At 67.2% G+C, this 16196-nt stretch carries 16 protein-coding genes; 5 read left to right on the forward strand and 11 right to left on the reverse strand.

All coding sequences use genetic code 11. From position 1 onward, the window contains the following. Nucleotides 1-13 precede the first annotated feature (13 nt). On the reverse strand, nt 14-1489 hold the full coding sequence (locus tag J9314_RS17635) for a hypothetical protein (protein WP_210603603.1): 1476 nt from the start codon (nt 1487-1489) through the stop codon (nt 14-16). A 284-nt stretch (nt 1490-1773) separates the two neighbouring features. Between J9314_RS17635 and J9314_RS17640 the strand changes: the two genes are divergently transcribed. Then, the gene (locus J9314_RS17640) at nt 1774-3705 is read left to right on the forward strand and encodes an acetate--CoA ligase (protein WP_210603604.1); all 1932 of its coding nucleotides are present in this window, start codon (nt 1774-1776) and stop codon (nt 3703-3705) included. A gap of 18 nt (nt 3706-3723) precedes the next feature. On the opposite strand, the gene J9314_RS17645 is transcribed toward J9314_RS17640, so the two are convergent. After that, a complete protein-coding gene (locus tag J9314_RS17645) occupies nt 3724-4812 on the reverse strand; it encodes a hypothetical protein (RefSeq protein ID WP_210603605.1) in 1089 nt (362 codons plus the stop codon). Between the two features lie 86 nt (nt 4813-4898). Here J9314_RS17645 and J9314_RS17650 point away from each other — a divergent pair, with 86 nt between their 5' ends. After that, nucleotides 4899-5498: a MarR family winged helix-turn-helix transcriptional regulator gene (locus J9314_RS17650; protein ID WP_210603606.1), complete on the forward strand. Its 600-nt coding sequence runs from the start codon at nt 4899-4901 to the stop codon at nt 5496-5498. 12 nt (nt 5499-5510) lie between these two features. On the opposite strand, the gene J9314_RS17655 is transcribed toward J9314_RS17650, so the two are convergent. The 5 genes from J9314_RS17655 to J9314_RS17675 all read right to left on the reverse strand — a co-directional run bounded on the left by J9314_RS17655 (nt 5511) and on the right by J9314_RS17675 (nt 10035). After that, a complete protein-coding gene (locus J9314_RS17655) occupies nt 5511-5996 on the reverse strand; it encodes an SRPBCC family protein (protein ID WP_210603607.1) in 486 nt (161 codons plus the stop codon). A 173-nt stretch (nt 5997-6169) separates the two neighbouring features. Continuing rightward, entirely contained in the window at nt 6170-7639 is a 1470-nt protein-coding gene (locus tag J9314_RS17660; protein WP_210603608.1) for an LssY C-terminal domain-containing protein, read from the reverse strand. Nucleotides 7640-7663: 24 nt separating this feature from the next. Then, on the reverse strand, nt 7664-8890 hold the full coding sequence (locus tag J9314_RS17665) for a MerR family transcriptional regulator (RefSeq protein ID WP_246490486.1): 1227 nt from the start codon (nt 8888-8890) through the stop codon (nt 7664-7666). 156 nt (nt 8891-9046) lie between these two features. Beyond that, nucleotides 9047-9739 (reverse strand): HEAT repeat domain-containing protein, encoded by a 693-nt coding sequence (locus J9314_RS17670; protein ID WP_210603609.1) that lies wholly within the window; start codon nt 9737-9739, stop codon nt 9047-9049. An 83-nt stretch (nt 9740-9822) separates the two neighbouring features. Next, entirely contained in the window at nt 9823-10035 is a 213-nt protein-coding gene (locus tag J9314_RS17675) for a hypothetical protein (protein WP_210603610.1), read from the reverse strand. 136 nt (nt 10036-10171) lie between these two features. On the opposite strand from J9314_RS17675, the gene J9314_RS17680 reads away from it, so the two are divergent. After that, nucleotides 10172-10759, forward strand: a complete 588-nt coding sequence (locus tag J9314_RS17680) for a peptidoglycan-binding protein (RefSeq protein WP_210603611.1) — start codon at nt 10172-10174, stop codon at nt 10757-10759. Between the two features lie 149 nt (nt 10760-10908). Then, the gene (locus J9314_RS17685; protein WP_181275075.1) at nt 10909-11268 is read left to right on the forward strand and encodes an ArsR/SmtB family transcription factor; all 360 of its coding nucleotides are present in this window, start codon (nt 10909-10911) and stop codon (nt 11266-11268) included. An 88-nt stretch (nt 11269-11356) separates the two neighbouring features. Here J9314_RS17685 and J9314_RS17690 read toward each other — a convergent pair whose 3' ends face one another. The 3 genes from J9314_RS17690 to J9314_RS17700 form a co-directional block, all read right to left on the reverse strand. Continuing rightward, a complete protein-coding gene (locus J9314_RS17690; RefSeq protein ID WP_210603612.1) occupies nt 11357-12289 on the reverse strand; it encodes a DMT family transporter in 933 nt (310 codons plus the stop codon). Further along, nucleotides 12286-13419: a pyridoxal phosphate-dependent aminotransferase gene (locus tag J9314_RS17695; protein WP_425514190.1), complete on the reverse strand. Its 1134-nt coding sequence runs from the start codon at nt 13417-13419 to the stop codon at nt 12286-12288. Before J9314_RS17695 ends, J9314_RS17690 begins: the two co-directional genes overlap by 4 nt. A 145-nt stretch (nt 13420-13564) precedes the next feature. Continuing rightward, nucleotides 13565-14137, reverse strand: coding sequence for a peroxidase-related enzyme (locus tag J9314_RS17700; protein WP_210603614.1), 573 nt, complete (start codon nt 14135-14137; stop codon nt 13565-13567). 199 nt (nt 14138-14336) lie between these two features. Between J9314_RS17700 and J9314_RS17705 the strand changes: the two genes are divergently transcribed. Continuing rightward, a complete protein-coding gene (locus J9314_RS17705; protein ID WP_210603615.1) occupies nt 14337-14642 on the forward strand; it encodes a cupin domain-containing protein in 306 nt (101 codons plus the stop codon). Nucleotides 14643-14672: 30 nt separating this feature from the next. Here the strand turns inward: J9314_RS17705 and J9314_RS17710 are convergent, their stop codons facing one another. Beyond that, a complete protein-coding gene (locus J9314_RS17710; protein WP_210603616.1) occupies nt 14673-16151 on the reverse strand; it encodes a glutamate-cysteine ligase family protein in 1479 nt (492 codons plus the stop codon). Between the last annotated feature and the right edge of the window lie 45 nt (nt 16152-16196).

Consider the following 16196-nt stretch of genomic DNA (forward strand, 5'->3'; position numbering starts at 1 on the left):
CGGGGCCGCCCGATCAGAGGCGGTACTGGTTGTTCTCCTCCGCCGAGGGCCCTCTGCGGGTGGCCTGTTCGTCGTCTTCGGTCTCATCGGCTTCGTCATCGCCCGAGTCGTCGGACTCCGGTTCGGTTCCGGCGAGGGCACCGGCCGACATCCCCGGTTCGCCGGCCGGTGGGTTCTCGAGCGAGGAGCCGCCGGCTGACTCGTCGAAGTCCTCCGGATCGAGCGTGGGTGTGTCCTCGTCGGCGGTCGGGGGAACCTCGATCTTCTCCGCATCCGTCTCGTCGGACTCTGCTTCAGCGGCCTTGTCGGCGCTGATCCCGGCGGTCTCCGGATCGGCGCCCTCTGAGGGCTGCGCGGTGGTGTCCTCGGCAGGGGGTGTCGTCGGCGTGGTCGGATCCTCGGCCTTGACCGAGGGTGCCGCGTCGGGCATCGGCGGTGCCGCGGGAGCGGGACCCGACTTCGGCGCGGCAGATTCGCTGTCGGCGGCAGCCGCCTGCGGGGCGGTGTCAGGTCGGGCGGGGAATGTCGGCGGCATCGGCGGGGGTGCCGGCAGGTCGGACTTCTCGGACGACTCTGCTTGCGGCATCGCCGGGGCAGGACGCGGCGAGTCTGCGTCGTCGTCTCCTGAACTCTCGATGGACGACTTCTCATCGCTGTCGACGGCAGAGTCCGCACCCGTGGCTTCGTCCGTTGCCGCGGTAGTGTCGTTCGTCGTGGCGGCAACAGCGGCCGCTTCCGGGGCGCGCTCTTCTGACTGCTCCCTGGCCTCGGACGTCGGCTCATTCGCATCGTCGGGTTCGGCGCTGTGCCTGCCTCGGGCACGCCTGCGTGTTTCGGCCGGCGTACCGGGTGCGGGCTTCTCGGCAGCGTCGGCATCGGACGCTTCAGCCTCGGCCGACTCAGCAGTCGACGTCGACGCCGCAGAAGCCTCCGAGTCATCCGACGAACTAGCGTCCTCGTCGGTTCCGACTTCCAAGGATGAACCAGTGCTGTCGGATGCGTCGGTCGAATCGGCTGCTGTCTCGTCACCCGAGCCTGACCGGACACCGGTCGTGGTCGTCTCGTCGGAGCCCTCCGTCCCTTTGGCCGCAGCCTCATCGGCGGAGGCAGCCGTGCCGTCCTCACCTGAGCCGACAGCCTCGCCCGAGCCGGCCGCGTCACCGGGCTTCGCCGACGAACCGGGCAGGGCCCCGTCGATTCCTTCGAGGCTCACCCCCGCCTCGGCGGCCAGACGAGCGCGTCGTTCGGCACGTGCCTGAGCACGTTCCTCTTCGCTCTTCTGAGCCTTCGCTTTCGCCTTCGCCGACTCTCCCTTGGGCTGGGTCGGGCGGACGGCCTCCCAGACGAGGAGGACGATGAGCATCGTGACGCCGACTGTCAGTCCCATGAAGATCGACATCCAGGGCTGGTCCATCGAGAAGAAGTCCACGAATACGTTGAGTCCGAACAGGACGCCGAAGCCGAGGATCAGTGCAACCAGGAATCTCATATCCCCATTGTGCCTTCTCACGGGCCCGATGCAGGGGAACGGGTCCGAATTCGTGCCGCGCCCGTCCTTCTCTCCCCGCGCAGCAAGCCAGCCCCGGCCGCCCCGCAGCAAGCCAGCCCCGGCCGCCCCGCAACCACCAGACACGCGTCCTCGCATCGGCTCCTCGCCGACTCGTCGAAGGGTTCGTCGACTGCCTGCTCGAGGCGTCGAACATCGGGCTCCGGTCGGCCGCGATCGCCTGACCCACCTCGGCGCCGAGCTGTGCTGTGCGTCACAATGGGATCATGGACACGAAACCCGACACCACCGCCCCCAGCTACGACGACATCGTCACACGCATCGATTCGGACCCCGAGGGCTTCTGGCTCGACCAGGCCACAAGCCTCATCGACTGGGTGAAGGAACCGACCCGCGCCGTCGACGACTCGAACGCCCCGATCTACCGCTGGTACCCCGACGGCGAACTCAACGTCTGCTACAACGCGCTCGACCGACATGTCGAGAACGGACGCGGCGACCAGGCCGCACTCATCTACGACTCGCCGGTCACCGACACGGTCCGCTCGATCACGTACGCCGAACTCCTCGACGAGGTCTCCCGCTTCGCCCGCGCCCTGTCGGAGAGGGGCGTGACAAAGGGCGACCGGGTCGTCATCTATATGCCGATGATCCCCGAGGCGGCCGTGGCCATGCTCGCCTGCGCCCGCCTCGGCGCGATCCACTCCGTCGTCTTCGGCGGCTTCGCCCCGAACGAGCTGGCCGTGCGCATCGACGACACCGCCCCGAAAGCCATCATCTCGACCTCCTGCGGGGTCGAGAAGAGCCGAGTCCTCGAATACAAGCCGATGCTCGACGAAGCCATCGAGATCGCCGAGAACAGACCCGACTTCACCGTCATCGTCCAGCGCGACGAGCACCGCTGCGAACTCGGCGAGGCCGACGTCGACTACGCCGAACTCCTCGCCCAGACCCCCGAGGGCATCGACCCGGTCACCGTCAAGGCCACCGATGAGCTGTACGTCCTCTACACCTCCGGCACCACCGGCAAACCGAAGGGCATCGTCCGCGATTCCGGCGGCTACGCCGTGGCCGGCGCATTCTCGATGCCGGCGATCTTCGGCCTCCACCCGGGCGACACCATGTTCACCGCCTCCGACGTCGGCTGGGTCGTCGGGCACACCTACATCGTCTACGCACCGCTGCTGGCCGGCGTCACCTCTGTGCTCTACGAGGGCAAACCCGTGGGCACCCCCGACGCGGGCGCCTTCTTCCGCGCCATCGAGCAGCACGGTGTCAACGTCCACTTCACCGCCCCGACGGCCATGCGCGTAGTGCGCAAGGAGGATCCGAACGGCGAACTGATGAAGAAGTACGACCTCTCCAGCCTGCGCGCGGAGTTCCTCGCCGGCGAGCGACTCGACCCGGATACGTACGAATGGACGACGAAGACCCTCGCCGAGGCGACCGGACGTGACATCCCCGTCGTCGACAATTGGTGGCAGACGGAGACCGGTTGGCCGATCGCGGCGAATCCGCTGGGCCTGACCCGATTCCCGCTCAAGGCAGGGTCACCGACGAAGCCGGTGCCCGGCTATCAGATCGAGGTCCTCGAACCCGGCGGAACACCCGTCAAGGCCGGTGAGGAGGGGCTCATCGTCATGAAGCTGCCGCTGCCCCCGGGCACGATGGCCACCGTGTGGGGCGACGACTCCCGGTTCATCTCCTCATATCTCGCCGCCTTCGACGGCTACTACCTCACCGGCGATTCGGGCTATCTGGACGAGGACGGCTACGTCTACGTCATGGGACGCACCGACGACGTCATCAACGTCGCCGGGCACCGCCTGTCCACAGGGATCATCGAGGCCGTGGTCGCCTCCCATCCCGCCGTCGCCGAGGCGGCTGTCATCGGCGTCCATGACGACGTCAAAGGTCAGATCCCACGTGCCCTCGTCGTGCTCGGTGACTCCGCCGAGGCGGCCGATCCTGCGACCGTCACCGACGAACTCGTGGCGCTGGTGCGCAAGGAGATCGGTCCCGTCGCCGCGTTCAGACAGGTCGACGTCGTAGCGGGACTGCCGAAGACCCGGTCGGGCAAGATCCTGCGCAAGACCATGCGCGAGATCGCCGACGGCGCCGACAATCCGGCAGTGCCGTCGACGATCGAGGATCGCACGGTGCTCGATGATCTCTCATCGGTGCTTGCGCGAGGGTGATTCACCTCCGCGGGTGACTCAGGAGTTTCGGCCCTGTTCGAAGCCGGCTGCGAAGCCGCGTTCGAAGGCGTCCTGGACTTCGCGGTCTTGATCGCGTTCCCGGTCGCGCCGGTCCTCGGCCCAACCGAAGGGGTCGAATCCTCGGCGTCCGGGACCGAAACCGCCGCCGAAACCGGGACCGAACCCGGGCCCGAAGCCGCGTCGACCGCGACCTCCTCCGCGTCGATCTCCATGCCCGGGGCCTCCGCGACCGGGGCCGCCATGGCCAGGACCGTCGTAGCCGGGGCCGCCGTGCGGACCGGCATGCTCGGCATCGCCGTGACGGTGTCCGCGGGGACCGCCCTCGTGATCGGGGTGGTCGTCACGATCATCCCAGCCGCCCCGTGACTCCTGGTCGCCGCGTGCACCGCGGCCGCCTCGGCGATGGTCGCCCCAGCGAGAGTCGTCTCCGCAACGATCGACACCGAAGGCGTCGACGATCTTCGACAGCGAAGCCTTGAGGTCCTCGAACTCCTCGGAGGACAGCACGTCTTCGACTTTGTCGCCGACGTTGTCGCGCAGGTCGCGCATCCGGCGGCGCAGCTCCTCGGGGTTGACGTCTCCGGCAGGTCCCCAGCCGCGGCGACCGCGGGGAGGCCCGTAGCTGACCGGCTCCTCCGGGCCGGGGGCGCCGTCGGCGACCATCTCCTCGTCGTCCCAGTCTCGGCGCCCGCGCCGCATCCGACCGAAGTCACGCGGGTCGAAACCGCTGTCCTTTGCCGCGGCGCGGAATTCGCGACGCATGACGCGGCTGACCTGGCGGAGCAGCTGCGGAAGGTCGACGTCGGAATCGTCGCGTGCCGTCGAATCGCCGGCACCGGCCTCATCAGCGTCGGTGTCATCGCGCGTTTCGTCGAGCACGGTCCCGTCGGTCGCGTCATCCGCGGCCGAGTCGGTTACAGTCTCGTCGGCACCGGCAGTGGGATCGCTTGGCGCATCATTCGATCCGTCGTTCGTTGAACCTGGCTGGTCGAAGGCATCGGCGCTTGAGTCGACGTTCTCGTTCACATTCGACGCGGAGCGTTCGACGTCGTCATTGTCATTGCTGAAGTTGTCGTGGGTATTCATGTCATCTCCTTTAGTTGTTATCTGACATGTATATGCAGAATGACATGCATTGCAGGAGCATGTCAAGTAACATGTAAAATGCGGTTATGAGCTCAGACGATGACATCCAGACGATCGCGGAGGCGCTGACGCGCCTGCAGTGGCGGCGCGGCCCCGGCGGTCCACGTGGCTTCGGGCCTCCGCGGGGGTTCGGCGGGCGAAGCGGTTTCGCCGATCCGTCACACGGTGAGTTCCCCTTCGGCGGGCGGCACGGCGCAGAAGGCAGAAGCCGGACGGAACATGGTCCCGGCCGCCGCGACGGGCACGGCGATCCTGGATTCGATTGGCGCGAGAAGTTCAAGGGCCACTTCGGCGGTCGCGCCCAGTGGCAGCTGCTCATCGCCCTGGTGCAGGCGGGCACAGCGCTCGGGGTCAGCGCTCTCGGTGAGGCGATCGGCGTCGACCAACCGCGCGCGTCCCGGCTCGTCTCTCAAGGTGTCGAACTCGGGCTGCTGCAGAGGGAAGCAGACCCCGAGGATGCCCGGCGCACCCTCATCGCCCTCACCGACAAGGGGCGGGCGATCGTCAATCGATTCCGAGGCGCCCAGCGTGACAGTGTCGATCAGGCACTCAGCGAGTTCACCGCTGATGAGCGTGCCCTGCTGGCCGAGCTGCTCACGCGCCTGGCCAATGCCTGGCCGAAATGAACCTGAGGTGGCTCAGCTTTCGGCGAGCGCCTTGAGCCGCTTGAGCGACGCCAACAGGTTCGCTGCCGTCGTCGACTGCGCTCGCGGCAGGCGCTGCGGGTCACGCAGCTCCGTCCAGTCATAGGTGTGGCGAACGAGGCAGGAGTCCTGGCCTGCCGGTTCGACTTCCCAGACCCATTTCTGCCCGAAGGGCTCTCCCCCGACCTCAGAGGGCTTCCACGCGATGAGGCGGCCCTCGTCGAAGTCGACGACGTGATTCTCCCGGTCGACGCCCTTGGTCAGCGTCGTGACGAAGGAGTCGCCGACTCCGTGCACACGCTGATCGGCAACTGCGGATCCGAGGTTGTCGTTGCCGTCCCATTCGGGCTGCCGGGCAGGGTCGGCGATGAGCTCGAACACTGACTCGGCGGAAGCGTCGATGTCGATCTCTGCGCTGACGACCTTGAGAGCAGGGTCGATCGAGTCGAAGACGGAGGGGTCGGAGGTCTGTTCGGTCATGCGTCTCTACCTTCTCGTATGCTCCCGGACCCGGTGATCACGAGTCTGGCGGCGGGCTCTGCGTCGGCGTGGATCAGACATAGTCAGCATACACAGACCCGACTCGCCGGCCGCCGCCCCTCACCACCCGGGGGCGGCACCACGCGCGCACCGCCTGACCGCCTCGGCTACCGTCAGTCCTCGAGGGCTCGATCCTGGCGTTCCGCGCGAAGTGCAGCGGTGCTGAACCGGGTGAACATCCGGGAAGAGTCGCTCGACAGCGACAGCAGCACGGCGACCTGCATCGCGATCGTCGTCAGCGCATACATGTTCGTCGCCAGGTCGCGGTCACCGGTGAAGTAGTTCGTCATCGACACGATCACCGAGATCGTCGACAGGGTGAGGATCCACAGTCTCGCCCGGTTGCTGCCGCGGAAGACCCGCGCCGAGGCGATCACCTGCAGACAGCCGATGAGGAGGCTGACCCCGATGAGCACTCCCGCCGCGATGCGGGTGGCCGTGTCGTCGCTCAGCGCCGCGATGTCGGAACTGTAGTCGGTGACCTCCGAGCGCAGTCCGTTCCAGTCCAGAAGCGTGCCGATCACGTCCCAGGCCTGGAAGATCAGCAGCACGAGGACGAGGGCCGCGCCGACGACGGTCTGCAGCGGTCGCCGCCGCCACAGGGTCTTCGTCACTTCGGCCACCGACCGCGATTCGGAGTAGATCTGGGTGGCGTCGAGCGCGAGTTCCAAGCGTTCGGGGTAGTCGTCCTCATCGGCGATGACCTCGGCGACGTCGACGATCGGCAGGTGTCCGTCGGTGATGATCGCGTCCCCACCCCCGTTGCGGGAATGGTAGCCGGTGGAGAAGTCCTTGATCCGATCCACGGTGACCGAATCGTCGACGGCCGTGACGGTGCTGACGATGTGGTCGCGTTCGACGTCGGTGTTCTCTTCGATCTTGTGCGTGAACTGCAGGGTGAACAGTGAGATCCCGACGGCTTTGTCGTAGGTGCCTGCGGCCAGCCAGTCGGCCTGGTGTCCGCCGGGCATGAGCCAGCCGCTCGGGCACTTCCAGAAGCGCACGTGATGCCGCTGGCCCGGGTCGCCGTCGACCTCCTGCTGGTAGGCGAAGTCCTGTCGCCGGCCGAACAGCAGCAGCGGTGACACCGGCGCCTGCGGGTAGCTGCGCTTCGTCACCGTCGAGCGGATGATCTCCCAGGTCGACGCGGGTGTGATGCTGTCGGCGAGGATCCATCCGGCCGCTCTCATCGCGTGATGGATCTGCGCTTCCTCACCGCGCCAGGCGAGGTTGACCGGGTCGCCGAGCAAGCCGTCGGAGGTGCGGGTGCGGCCGATGAAGTAGTTCGGCACGTAGATCTGCGAGAGGATGCGGTGCAGCCTGGGCAGCGCGAGGTAGGACACGACGCCCCAGAACACGAGCAGGGTCAGCACCTGCCACCAGCCGAGGCTGAAGCCCTTGAGCAGGATCAGCAGCGCCAGCCAGGTCGAGGCCGCCCCGCCGAAGAGGAAGAACAGATAGTCGAGGATCCCGGTCGGTGTGAAGTGGTGACGGCGGTAGACGAACGACTGTTTGAGCCGCCTCTTCTGCCCGATCGGCGCATCTGCGGCGCCGGATCCGTCCCCCGCTCCTCCCGAAGTCATGGGTGCCAGTTTAGACAATCGGATTCAGGCGTCGGAATGCGGAGAACCCGAATTCCCCTCGCCGAGGTTGCCCGACCGTCGTCGCAGCTCCGCGGCCGCCGTTGCGGCGACCTGTCGATCATCGTCCCCTGCCAATTGTGCGAGCAGCTCTGCCGCCTGCCTCCGATGCGATCTGGCCATGGCACGGCCGGCCTGATCAATATCGGCCTGGGCCCTGCCGGCCCGGCCAGCGTTGATCCTGTTATCGCCGACCCGCTGACGCCCGGCCGGCTCATCGACGATCTCGATGAGAACCTGCAGAGCGCGGAAGCGCTCATCGGCCCGACGCGAGCGGGCGGCACGGTCCAGCTCGATCATGATGTCGGCGGAGGCCGGTGAACCTGCTGCGACGAAGCCGGAGAGGGCCTCGGCGGCGTCGATATCTCGGGGGCCGTTCATTGCGATCGTCAGAAGCTCGGGCACCGCAGCGGCATCGCCAAAACCGGCCAGCGCGAAGGCGCAGAGTCCTCTCACCTCGTCGTCCTCATCACCCAGACGCGAGCGCAGGGCATCGCGGATGCGATAGGCGGTCTCGTCGCCGAGTTCTTCGCGTGCGGTCGTGCGGCGGATCTCATCGAGTGCGCGGATCGCTCGGATCCGCACTGCGACAGACGGATCGTCGACTCCGGCCAGGAGCGGCGCAACAGCGGCCGAGCCTGCTTGAGCGAGAGCCCACCGCATAGCCCCGGCCGCATTGGGTGCGGGTTCGTCGAGAACTGCCGACGAGAGCGCTTCGATCGGCACACTCCCGTCGATCCCTCCTCCCAACGCCGCCTTGTGCCGTTGGATGACATCGGCGGATTCGAGAGACCGCATGAGATCGACCGTCCACAGCAGCGCCTCGGGATCGGTTCGGCCGAGACGCTCGATGCGTTCGAGGTGCCCGAGCAGGCGCTCTTCGGCAGCGATGCGTTCGCGTGTCTCGGCGATGAGGTCGCCGAGCAGCCGCGTCGTGTCGAAGCTCGGGTCGGCGAGCACCTCACCGACTTCGGTGAGGCTCATGCCGAGTCGGCGCAGGCCCTCGATGTGGAAGATCCGCCCGATGTCGGCGTCCGAATACTCGCGGTATCCGGCGGAGGTCCGCTCACTGGGTTCGAGCAGGCCGATGGATTCGTAGTGCCGCAGCATCCGCGCGCTGACGCCGGAGCGCCGGGCCACCTCGCCGATGCGCATATCCACCTCGCTTCCCTTGCCACTATAGGTGCGGACCATGGAGGCGCGATCCGCACAGGCGCGACGAACTGTACCGGCGCAGCCTTGACGGGCTCGACCCGCATCCGGAGGAAGGAGTCCGAGACCCCGGCCCGGTGTCGTCGAGCTTGCCCCACTCGACGACACCGGATCGACCGGCACTTCCCTGAAACCGATCTAGACCGAAGTCTCGGACCCCAGTGCGACCACCCGCTTGGCTGCGTCCAAGGCGTGAGCGAAGCCGACGTCCGGGTCATCGAACATGTCCCGGGTCGCCATGGCGTGAGCCCGCACCGTGTCGTCCTCTGCTCGAAGCCTCTCATCGACCACTGACACGAGATCCTCGCCGAGGGCCACGATCGCCCGACTGAGGCTCTTCTGCATCTCGACATCTCCGCGTCCCAGCTGCGTCACCAGGGTCGATGCCAGATTCTCACGATCCTCACCGGGCACCAGCGCGACGGCGGATCGCCACGCACTGCGGGCCACCTCGGTGTCGGGGTGCGCGATGAACCGCGTTCCGACAGCGGCAGGATCCATGGCCTCCCAGGCGCGGGCATCACCGATCTTCGACAGCGTGTGCAGGGACTGGCTGAGTCCCTGCGGGTTCGCGGAGTCGAGTTCGGTGATGAGTCGCGGGACCACCTCGTCGGCGGGCAGCCTGGTCAGGGCCCAGGTGAGCATGTCACGGACGAAGAAGTCCGGTTCGTTCCGGCTCCGGTCGATGAGGACCTCGAGGTCCTGGGGTTCCGCTCGGGTGCCGATCGCCATGGCGGCCTGCAGGCGCTGCTGCGGATTCGGTCCCGCCAGCGCTCGAACCACTGGGTCGTCGAGCTCGCGTGTCGGGTGGTGCGTGTGTGGATCTGTCATGGTCTCCACCTCCTTGCCACCCACTGAAGACCTTGACATCGTGACAAGGTCAAGGGCGGGGAGGCACGGGGCGACCGCGACCTTCAGCCTTCGCCCGACCAGCCGCCCTCCACCGGTGCGGTCGTGCTCACTGCCGGGGTGCTCCCGTCGTCACCGGAACTCGCGGAATCGACGACCACGAAGAACACGACCACGGCGGTGATGAGCACTGTCGTGGTGACCGAAACGAGGACGAAGGCGACGATCAGGCAGCTGACCCACGGAGGGCGGCGGTTGCGCCTCTGGAAGAGATCCATGGCCCGATCCTATGTCGGCTCCGCCACCGCACACCGCCGATACCGCCACTCACCCTCAGCCGCCGTGACCTTCCTGTGACAAAAGGCACGGCGTGGATACATTGCGTCCTCAGTTTGTTGCATTATCGTTATATTCATGCCTCGACAGTCACGCCACCGCACGGGCCGCCGGTCCGCCGTTCGTGGTGCCCTGATCGGTCTCGGGGCAGCTGTGGCGGCACTGGTTCTCGCAACCGTCGTCATCGTCAACTCACCCTTCTCGTTCGGTTCGACGAAGATCAGGCAGATGCAGATGGCCTCGGTCGGTCAGCTCACCGAGCACCAGATCGACAACGCGCGCCTCATCATCGGTGTCGGTCGCGGCGGCGACTTCAGCGACGAGGCGATCCGCATCGCCCTGATGACCGCGCTCCAGGAGTCGTCGCTGCGCAACCTCGACTCCGGCGACCGCGATTCCGTCGGCCTCTTCCAGCAGCGCCCCTCGCAGGGCTGGGGCGATCCGACCAAGCTCACCGACCCCATCTACGCGGCGAAGGCGTTCTACGGCATCAACCCCGAGGTCGAGAATCCCGGGCTCGAGCAGATCGACGGCTGGGCCACGATGTCACCCACCGAGGCGGCCCAGTCGGTACAGCGATCGGCCCTGCCCGATGCCTACGGACAGTGGGAATCGCTCGCCGATGACCTCCTCGGCACCCAGAACGACGTCGAAGCCCTGAGCTGACGCACCAGCTCGGCGGGGGCGCGTCTCACGGCGGACAACCTCGGCGAGCGTCCGGCCTCACGTCGCCCCACCTCGGCGGGAAGTGCCGGCGTCGCCTCACAGCAGCCCGGATGCGGCGGGCGGTCGCGGTTCTCCGGTAATCTGCACTCATGGCTTCCACAACCGAACCCGAACACGTCGACGACGAGGTCGAACAGCTCCTGCTCAATCCCGAGGACAACCTCGAAGCCATCACCGAGACCGCCGACCTGTTCAAGGCACTCGCCACCCCCTCGCGGCTGAAGATGCTGCTCGTGCTCACCCACGGTGAGGCGACGGTGACGCACATCGTCGAATCGACCGGACTGTCCCAGCCGCTCGTGTCCCAGCACCTGAAGTTCCTTCGCGGGCTCCACCTCGTCGGCGTCAATCGCATCGGCCGCGAAGCCTACTATTCGCTCAAGGACGACCACGTCGCCCACATCATCATCGACGCCATCGCGCACACCGTCGAGGCCCACGAGCACTGATCAGAGATGGGATGACCTCGGCGCACTGACCTCGCCGAGGTGGCCCGCCGCAGCGATCACCGCGCGGGGTTCGCCTCCGCGACCTCAGTCAGCGCCGCCTTCGCGTCAGCGCCGCCGGGCCTCCCCCGACGACCCAGACGATCGCGGCGACGATGACCGCACCGATCCACTGGGCCGGCTGCAGGCGCTCGCCGGCGATGAGCGAACCGAGCACCACGGCCGACAGCGGCTGCAGCAGCATGAGCGCGGCCGTCGTGGGCACCGGAACCAAGGGGCTCGAGATGCTCAGCAGCACCCAGGACAGGGCCTGACCGCAGACGGCCAGCGCGAGCATCCAGGCCCAGCCATCCCAACCGAGGTCGAAGTCGAGTCCGCCGAGGGCGATCCCGGCTGCCGCCGTCATCACCCCGGCCGCGATGGTGCCGACCTCGACGGGAGCGACGACGTACTGCGGGGCGATCTTCCGGCAGTGATGGATGCCGAAGATGTAGACGCCGTAGAGGATGCCCGAGAGGATCCCGAAGACCGCGCCCCGTGTCGGGTTCGCCGCGGCGGCATCGACTCCGAAGACTCCCCCGGTGAGCAGCATGCCGATGATCATGAGTGGAATGCAGCCGATGAACAGCCATCCCGGGCGGTTCCCGCCGAAGATCCAGACCAGCGCCGGGAACACGATGACCTGGACGCTGATGAGCACGGTGGAGACCCCGAGCCCGGCATCGAGCACGCTCTGCGCCCACAGCACATAGTCCAGACCCAGAGCAGCGCCGGAGACGCCGGCGATGACCAGAGCCTGCGGCGGAATCTTCCCGTGCCTGCGGATCTCAAGCACGGCCAACGGCGCGAGGACGACGACCGCGATCCAACACCGCAGAAAGGCAGCGGTGGGGGCGGTCGCCTCGGCGAGGATGACGAACAGACCTGCCGAGCCCAGCAGCACAGCCGCGACGATCACCCCGAGGAACGGCAGGGCGCGTGGGGCAGGGGTCGGACCCGGTTCGGTCACCTCGGCGGAACTCATCCCATGTAGTCGAGGATGCGGTCGATGGCCTCGGCGGTGCGGCCGGCACCGACGGCCAGGGACAGACGCACCGAGCGGGACCCGTCGACGGAGTCGAAGTCATCGCCCGGCGCCAGGGCCACGCCGGTCGCGTCGAGCACCTGCGCGCACCAGTGTCCGGCGGTGTCGAGTCCCGCCCGGTCGAGGATGTCGTCGATGCGGGCGTACATGTAGAAGGCACCGTCGGGTGGGGCCATCTCGCCGAAACCGAGGTCATCGCGCGCTTCCAGGACGTGGTCGCGGGCTCCGGCGAAGGACGCCACGGCGGCTTCGCACTCGGCATAGGATTCGTCGGTGAAGCCGGCGACGGCCGCATACTGGGCGGGCACCGGGGCGCACAGTGACAGGTTTCCCGTGACGTTCTGGGCCGGGGCGATGAGGGACTCGGGCAGGATCGCCCACCCCAGCCGCCATCCGGTCATGCCCCAGTACTTCGAAAACGAGGAGATGACGATGGCCGTGTCGTCGTGGGCGAGTGCGCATTCGCCGCGGGTGCCGATGTAGCTGATGCCGTGGTAGATCTCGTCCGAGATCACCTGCACCCCGTTCGCCCGGCACCAGTCGACGATCTGCCCAAGCGCCTCGGGCCCGATCATCGTGCCCGTCGGATTTGCCGGGGAGGCGAGCATGAGGCCCTTGAGCGGCGCCTCGGCGTGAGCGGCGGCCAGGAGTTCGACGTTGGGTTGGAACCCTTCGTCGGGTCCGCAGTCGAGTTCGACGACCTCACAGCCGAGTGCGGCGAGGATGTTCTTGTACGCCCCGTACCCGGGCCTGGCCAGAGCCACGCGGTCACCGACGTCGAAGCAGGTGAGGAACGTCGTCTGGAATGCCCCCGAGGAGCCGGTGGTCACGGCGATGCGTTCGGGTGGGATGTCGAGGCCGTACCAGTCGCGATAGTGTCCGGCGATGGCTTCGCGCAGTTCGGGGATGCCGAAGATCGGCGAGTAGCCGAGCCCGGTGCCGGCGCGGGCGACCTCGGCGGCACGGGCCAGCACGGGGCTGGGTGCGCCTTGGGTCGGTTCGCCCAGACACATGGCGATAGTGTCGCGGCCGGCCCGCTGCATCGCATTGACCGTGGCGACGATGCCCATCGCGGCGAACGGTCGGACGAGCCCGGACCGGGCGGAGGCGGCGGGGACGGAGGGGACCGAGCTGGAACTGCTGGAGGCGGACGACGTGGGGGCCACCTCGGCGGGGGCGGCTTGGCCTCGGGCGGGGGTGTCGGCGGTCATCGGTTCACTTCTTCTCGCGCGGGACGCGGCCGAGGGTGTAGAACTCCGGGTTCGGGACCATCCCGGAGATGTGGGCCATACGGTTGGACAGGCCGAAGAAGCCGGTGATCGCGGCGATGTCCCAAGCGTCCTCGTCGTCGAAGCCGTGCTCGGCAAGTATCGCGTGGTCGGCGTCGCTGACGGCCCAGGGTTCTTCGCAGACCTTGACGGCGAAGTCGAGCATCGCCTTCTGACGTGCACTGATGTCTGCCTGGCGGTAGTTCGTGGCGACGACGTCGGCGATGAAGGCGTCCTTTGCGAAGATCCGCAGCATCGCCCCGTGGGCGACGACGCAGTAGAGGCAGTGATTGATCGCCGAGGTGGCCACGACGATCATCTCCCGATCTGCCTTGGTGAGGTTCCCCGTCTCCTTCTCCATGAGCGCGTCATAGTAGGCGAAGAAAGCGCGGAATTCGGCGGGGCGGCGAGCCAGGGCGAGGAAGACGTTGGGCACGAAGCCCGACTTCTCGGCCACCTCGAGGATCTGGGCGCGGATGTCATCGTCGACGTCGTCGATGTCAGCAAGTGGGTATCGCATATCCCTCATGCTAGCCCGGGAGAGGCGGGCCGCGTCGAGGGGTTCGTTCCCGCACGCAGGTGCGCGGTGAGTGCGACGTGGGGTGCGGCGAGGGGATGCCCAGCGTTCAGCGCGCGAGCCCGCTCAGCACGAGCGAGCGATACAGTGAGATCGGTACGTTCGTTCACGTGTCCACTCGAGCATCGAAGGAGATCACATCATGGCCGCATGCGACGCAGAAGACACCGGTTCGACCGGCGAGGTCCAGCTCGACAACGGTGTGTTCCGGGTGACGAGGTGGACGATCAGACCAGACGGGGTCATCCCGATGCACAAGCATGAGCACGAGTACGTCGTGGTGCCGATGGTCACTGACACGATGCACGTGCGCAATGCGGACGGCACCGAGATCCACGCCGAACTCGAGGCCGGAGTCTCCTACACTCGCCCGGCCGGCTCCGAGCACGAGGTCTCGAACCCCGGCGGCAGCGCCGACGTCGTCTTCGTCGAGGTCGAGCGCCTCTGAGGGTCTGACTCCTCAGCGAGAAGCTGAGCCTCAGGTGGGGATCTCCCAGGTGTGGACGGGCTTGCCCGAGGCCTGATTGGCCAGATACGCATCCATCATCCTGGCCAGTCCTTCGCGGCGTTCCGGTGAGTCGTGCCGACTGCCGGGAGCCAGGCTCTCGAGCGTGCGCAGCTGCCAGGTGGCACCGTTGACACGATTCTCGGCCCGACCCTCGATGATCGACATGTATTCATCGATGACGTCCTTGTCGATGTTCAGCCTCGCCAGACCGCGCCTGGCCTGCGGTGCGAGCACATCGGTGACGAGGTCGGCGACGCCGATCCGCCCGATCTTCGGCCAGGTCACCCGCGCTTCGATGCCATCCTTGGCGCACGCGAAGAAGTTCTCCTCGGCCTCGGCGAACGACATCCGCGACCATACTGGACGGTTCTCCCCGACGAGGAATTCGGCCAGCCCGTAGTAGAAGGCGGCGTCGGCGACCATGTCGACCGGCGTCGGTCCGGCCGGCAGCAGTCGGTTCTCGACCCGGATGTGCGCGCCGCTGTCACCCGAGTTGTAGATCGGCCGGTTCCAGCGCCATACGGTGCCGTTGTGCAGGTTGAGTTCGAAGAGCTTCGGGGCGTCGGCGGCGCGGAACTCGACGAAGTCCTTGATCTCGGGCAGCAGCGGCGGGAAATAGCGGACGTTTTCCTCGAAGAGGTCGAACACGCTGGTGATCCAACGTTCCCCGAACCACACGCGAGGCCGCACACCCTGATTGACCAGCTCCGGCGTGCGCGTGTCGATGGACTGCGAGAACACCGGGATCCGGGACTCGTGCCACAGCTTCCGCCCGACGAACAGCGGCGAGTTCGCCGCCACCGCCACCTGAGCGGCGGCGATCGCCTGCGAGGCATTCCACGCATCGGCGAACCGGTTCGGCGCCACCTGCAGGTGCAGCTGCATCGACGTGCAGGAGGCCTCGGGGGCGATATCGGAGAACTCCGCCCGGTACCGCTCCTCGCGGCCGAGTTCGATCCGCACGTACTCACCGCGCGCATCGATGATCGAGTTGCTCAGCGCCTCGTAGCGATTCTCCTCGGTCATCCACGACTCGTCGGTGAGGAATTCGGTGGTCAGGGTCGGCAGCGTTCCGATCGACACCGCCTTCAGCCCGTCCGCCTCGGCGGCCTTCTGCGCCTTTTCAAGCCGGTGGGCGACACCGGCTTCGAGGGTCTTGAGTCCGCGTCCGGCGACCTGGAGCACCGGGTGGTTGAGTTCGAGGTTGAACCCGCCGATCTCGGACTGGAACTCGTCGTCGAGGCGGTCGAGCACCTCCTTGTTGCGCAGGCTCGGCTGGTTCCCGGCGTCGACGAGGTTGAGCTCGAGTTCGAGCCCGATCGTGCCCGCGGATTTGAACTCCGCATGACGCAGGTAGGTATCGAAGAGCTCGAGGTTCTCCGCGAGCTTCTCCCGATACAGTGTGCGTTCCTCCGGCGTGTACCGCTTGGAGCTGACTGCCTCACCCATAGGACTAGCAAACCACAGACGGCAGGGTTCGCGCGCGGTCCGAAC

It is taken from the genome of Brevibacterium oceani, assembly GCF_017948325.1.
In the GTDB taxonomy this organism is placed as follows: domain Bacteria; phylum Actinomycetota; class Actinomycetes; order Actinomycetales; family Brevibacteriaceae; genus Brevibacterium; species Brevibacterium oceani.

Excerpts from the sequence above, each read along its gene's own strand:
- J9314_RS17635 (WP_210603603.1), bottom strand. The coding sequence starts at position 1,489 with ATGAGATTCCTGGTTGCACTGATCCTCGGCTTCGGCGTCCTGTTCGGA.
- J9314_RS17640 (WP_210603604.1), top strand. The coding sequence starts at position 1,774 with ATGGACACGAAACCCGACACCACCGCCCCCAGCTACGACGACATCGTC.
- J9314_RS17705 (WP_210603615.1), top strand. The coding sequence starts at position 14,337 with ATGGCCGCATGCGACGCAGAAGACACCGGTTCGACCGGCGAGGTCCAG.
- J9314_RS17685 (WP_181275075.1), top strand. The coding sequence starts at position 10,909 with ATGGCTTCCACAACCGAACCCGAACACGTCGACGACGAGGTCGAACAG.
- J9314_RS17650 (WP_210603606.1), top strand. The coding sequence starts at position 4,899 with ATGAGCTCAGACGATGACATCCAGACGATCGCGGAGGCGCTGACGCGC.
- J9314_RS17675 (WP_210603610.1), bottom strand. The coding sequence starts at position 10,035 with ATGGATCTCTTCCAGAGGCGCAACCGCCGCCCTCCGTGGGTCAGCTGC.
- J9314_RS17690 (WP_210603612.1), bottom strand. The coding sequence starts at position 12,289 with ATGAGTTCCGCCGAGGTGACCGAACCGGGTCCGACCCCTGCCCCACGC.
- J9314_RS17695 (WP_425514190.1), bottom strand. The coding sequence starts at position 13,419 with ATGGGCATCGTCGCCACGGTCAATGCGATGCAGCGGGCCGGCCGCGAC.
- J9314_RS17680 (WP_210603611.1), top strand. The coding sequence starts at position 10,172 with ATGCCTCGACAGTCACGCCACCGCACGGGCCGCCGGTCCGCCGTTCGT.
- J9314_RS17700 (WP_210603614.1), bottom strand. The coding sequence starts at position 14,137 with ATGCGATACCCACTTGCTGACATCGACGACGTCGACGATGACATCCGC.
- J9314_RS17710 (WP_210603616.1), bottom strand. The coding sequence starts at position 16,151 with ATGGGTGAGGCAGTCAGCTCCAAGCGGTACACGCCGGAGGAACGCACA.
- J9314_RS17655 (WP_210603607.1), bottom strand. The coding sequence starts at position 5,996 with ATGACCGAACAGACCTCCGACCCCTCCGTCTTCGACTCGATCGACCCT.
- J9314_RS17645 (WP_210603605.1), bottom strand. The coding sequence starts at position 4,812 with ATGAATACCCACGACAACTTCAGCAATGACAATGACGACGTCGAACGC.
- J9314_RS17660 (WP_210603608.1), bottom strand. The coding sequence starts at position 7,639 with ATGACTTCGGGAGGAGCGGGGGACGGATCCGGCGCCGCAGATGCGCCG.
- J9314_RS17670 (WP_210603609.1), bottom strand. The coding sequence starts at position 9,739 with ATGACAGATCCACACACGCACCACCCGACACGCGAGCTCGACGACCCA.
- J9314_RS17665 (WP_246490486.1), bottom strand. The coding sequence starts at position 8,890 with ATGGTCCGCACCTATAGTGGCAAGGGAAGCGAGGTGGATATGCGCATC.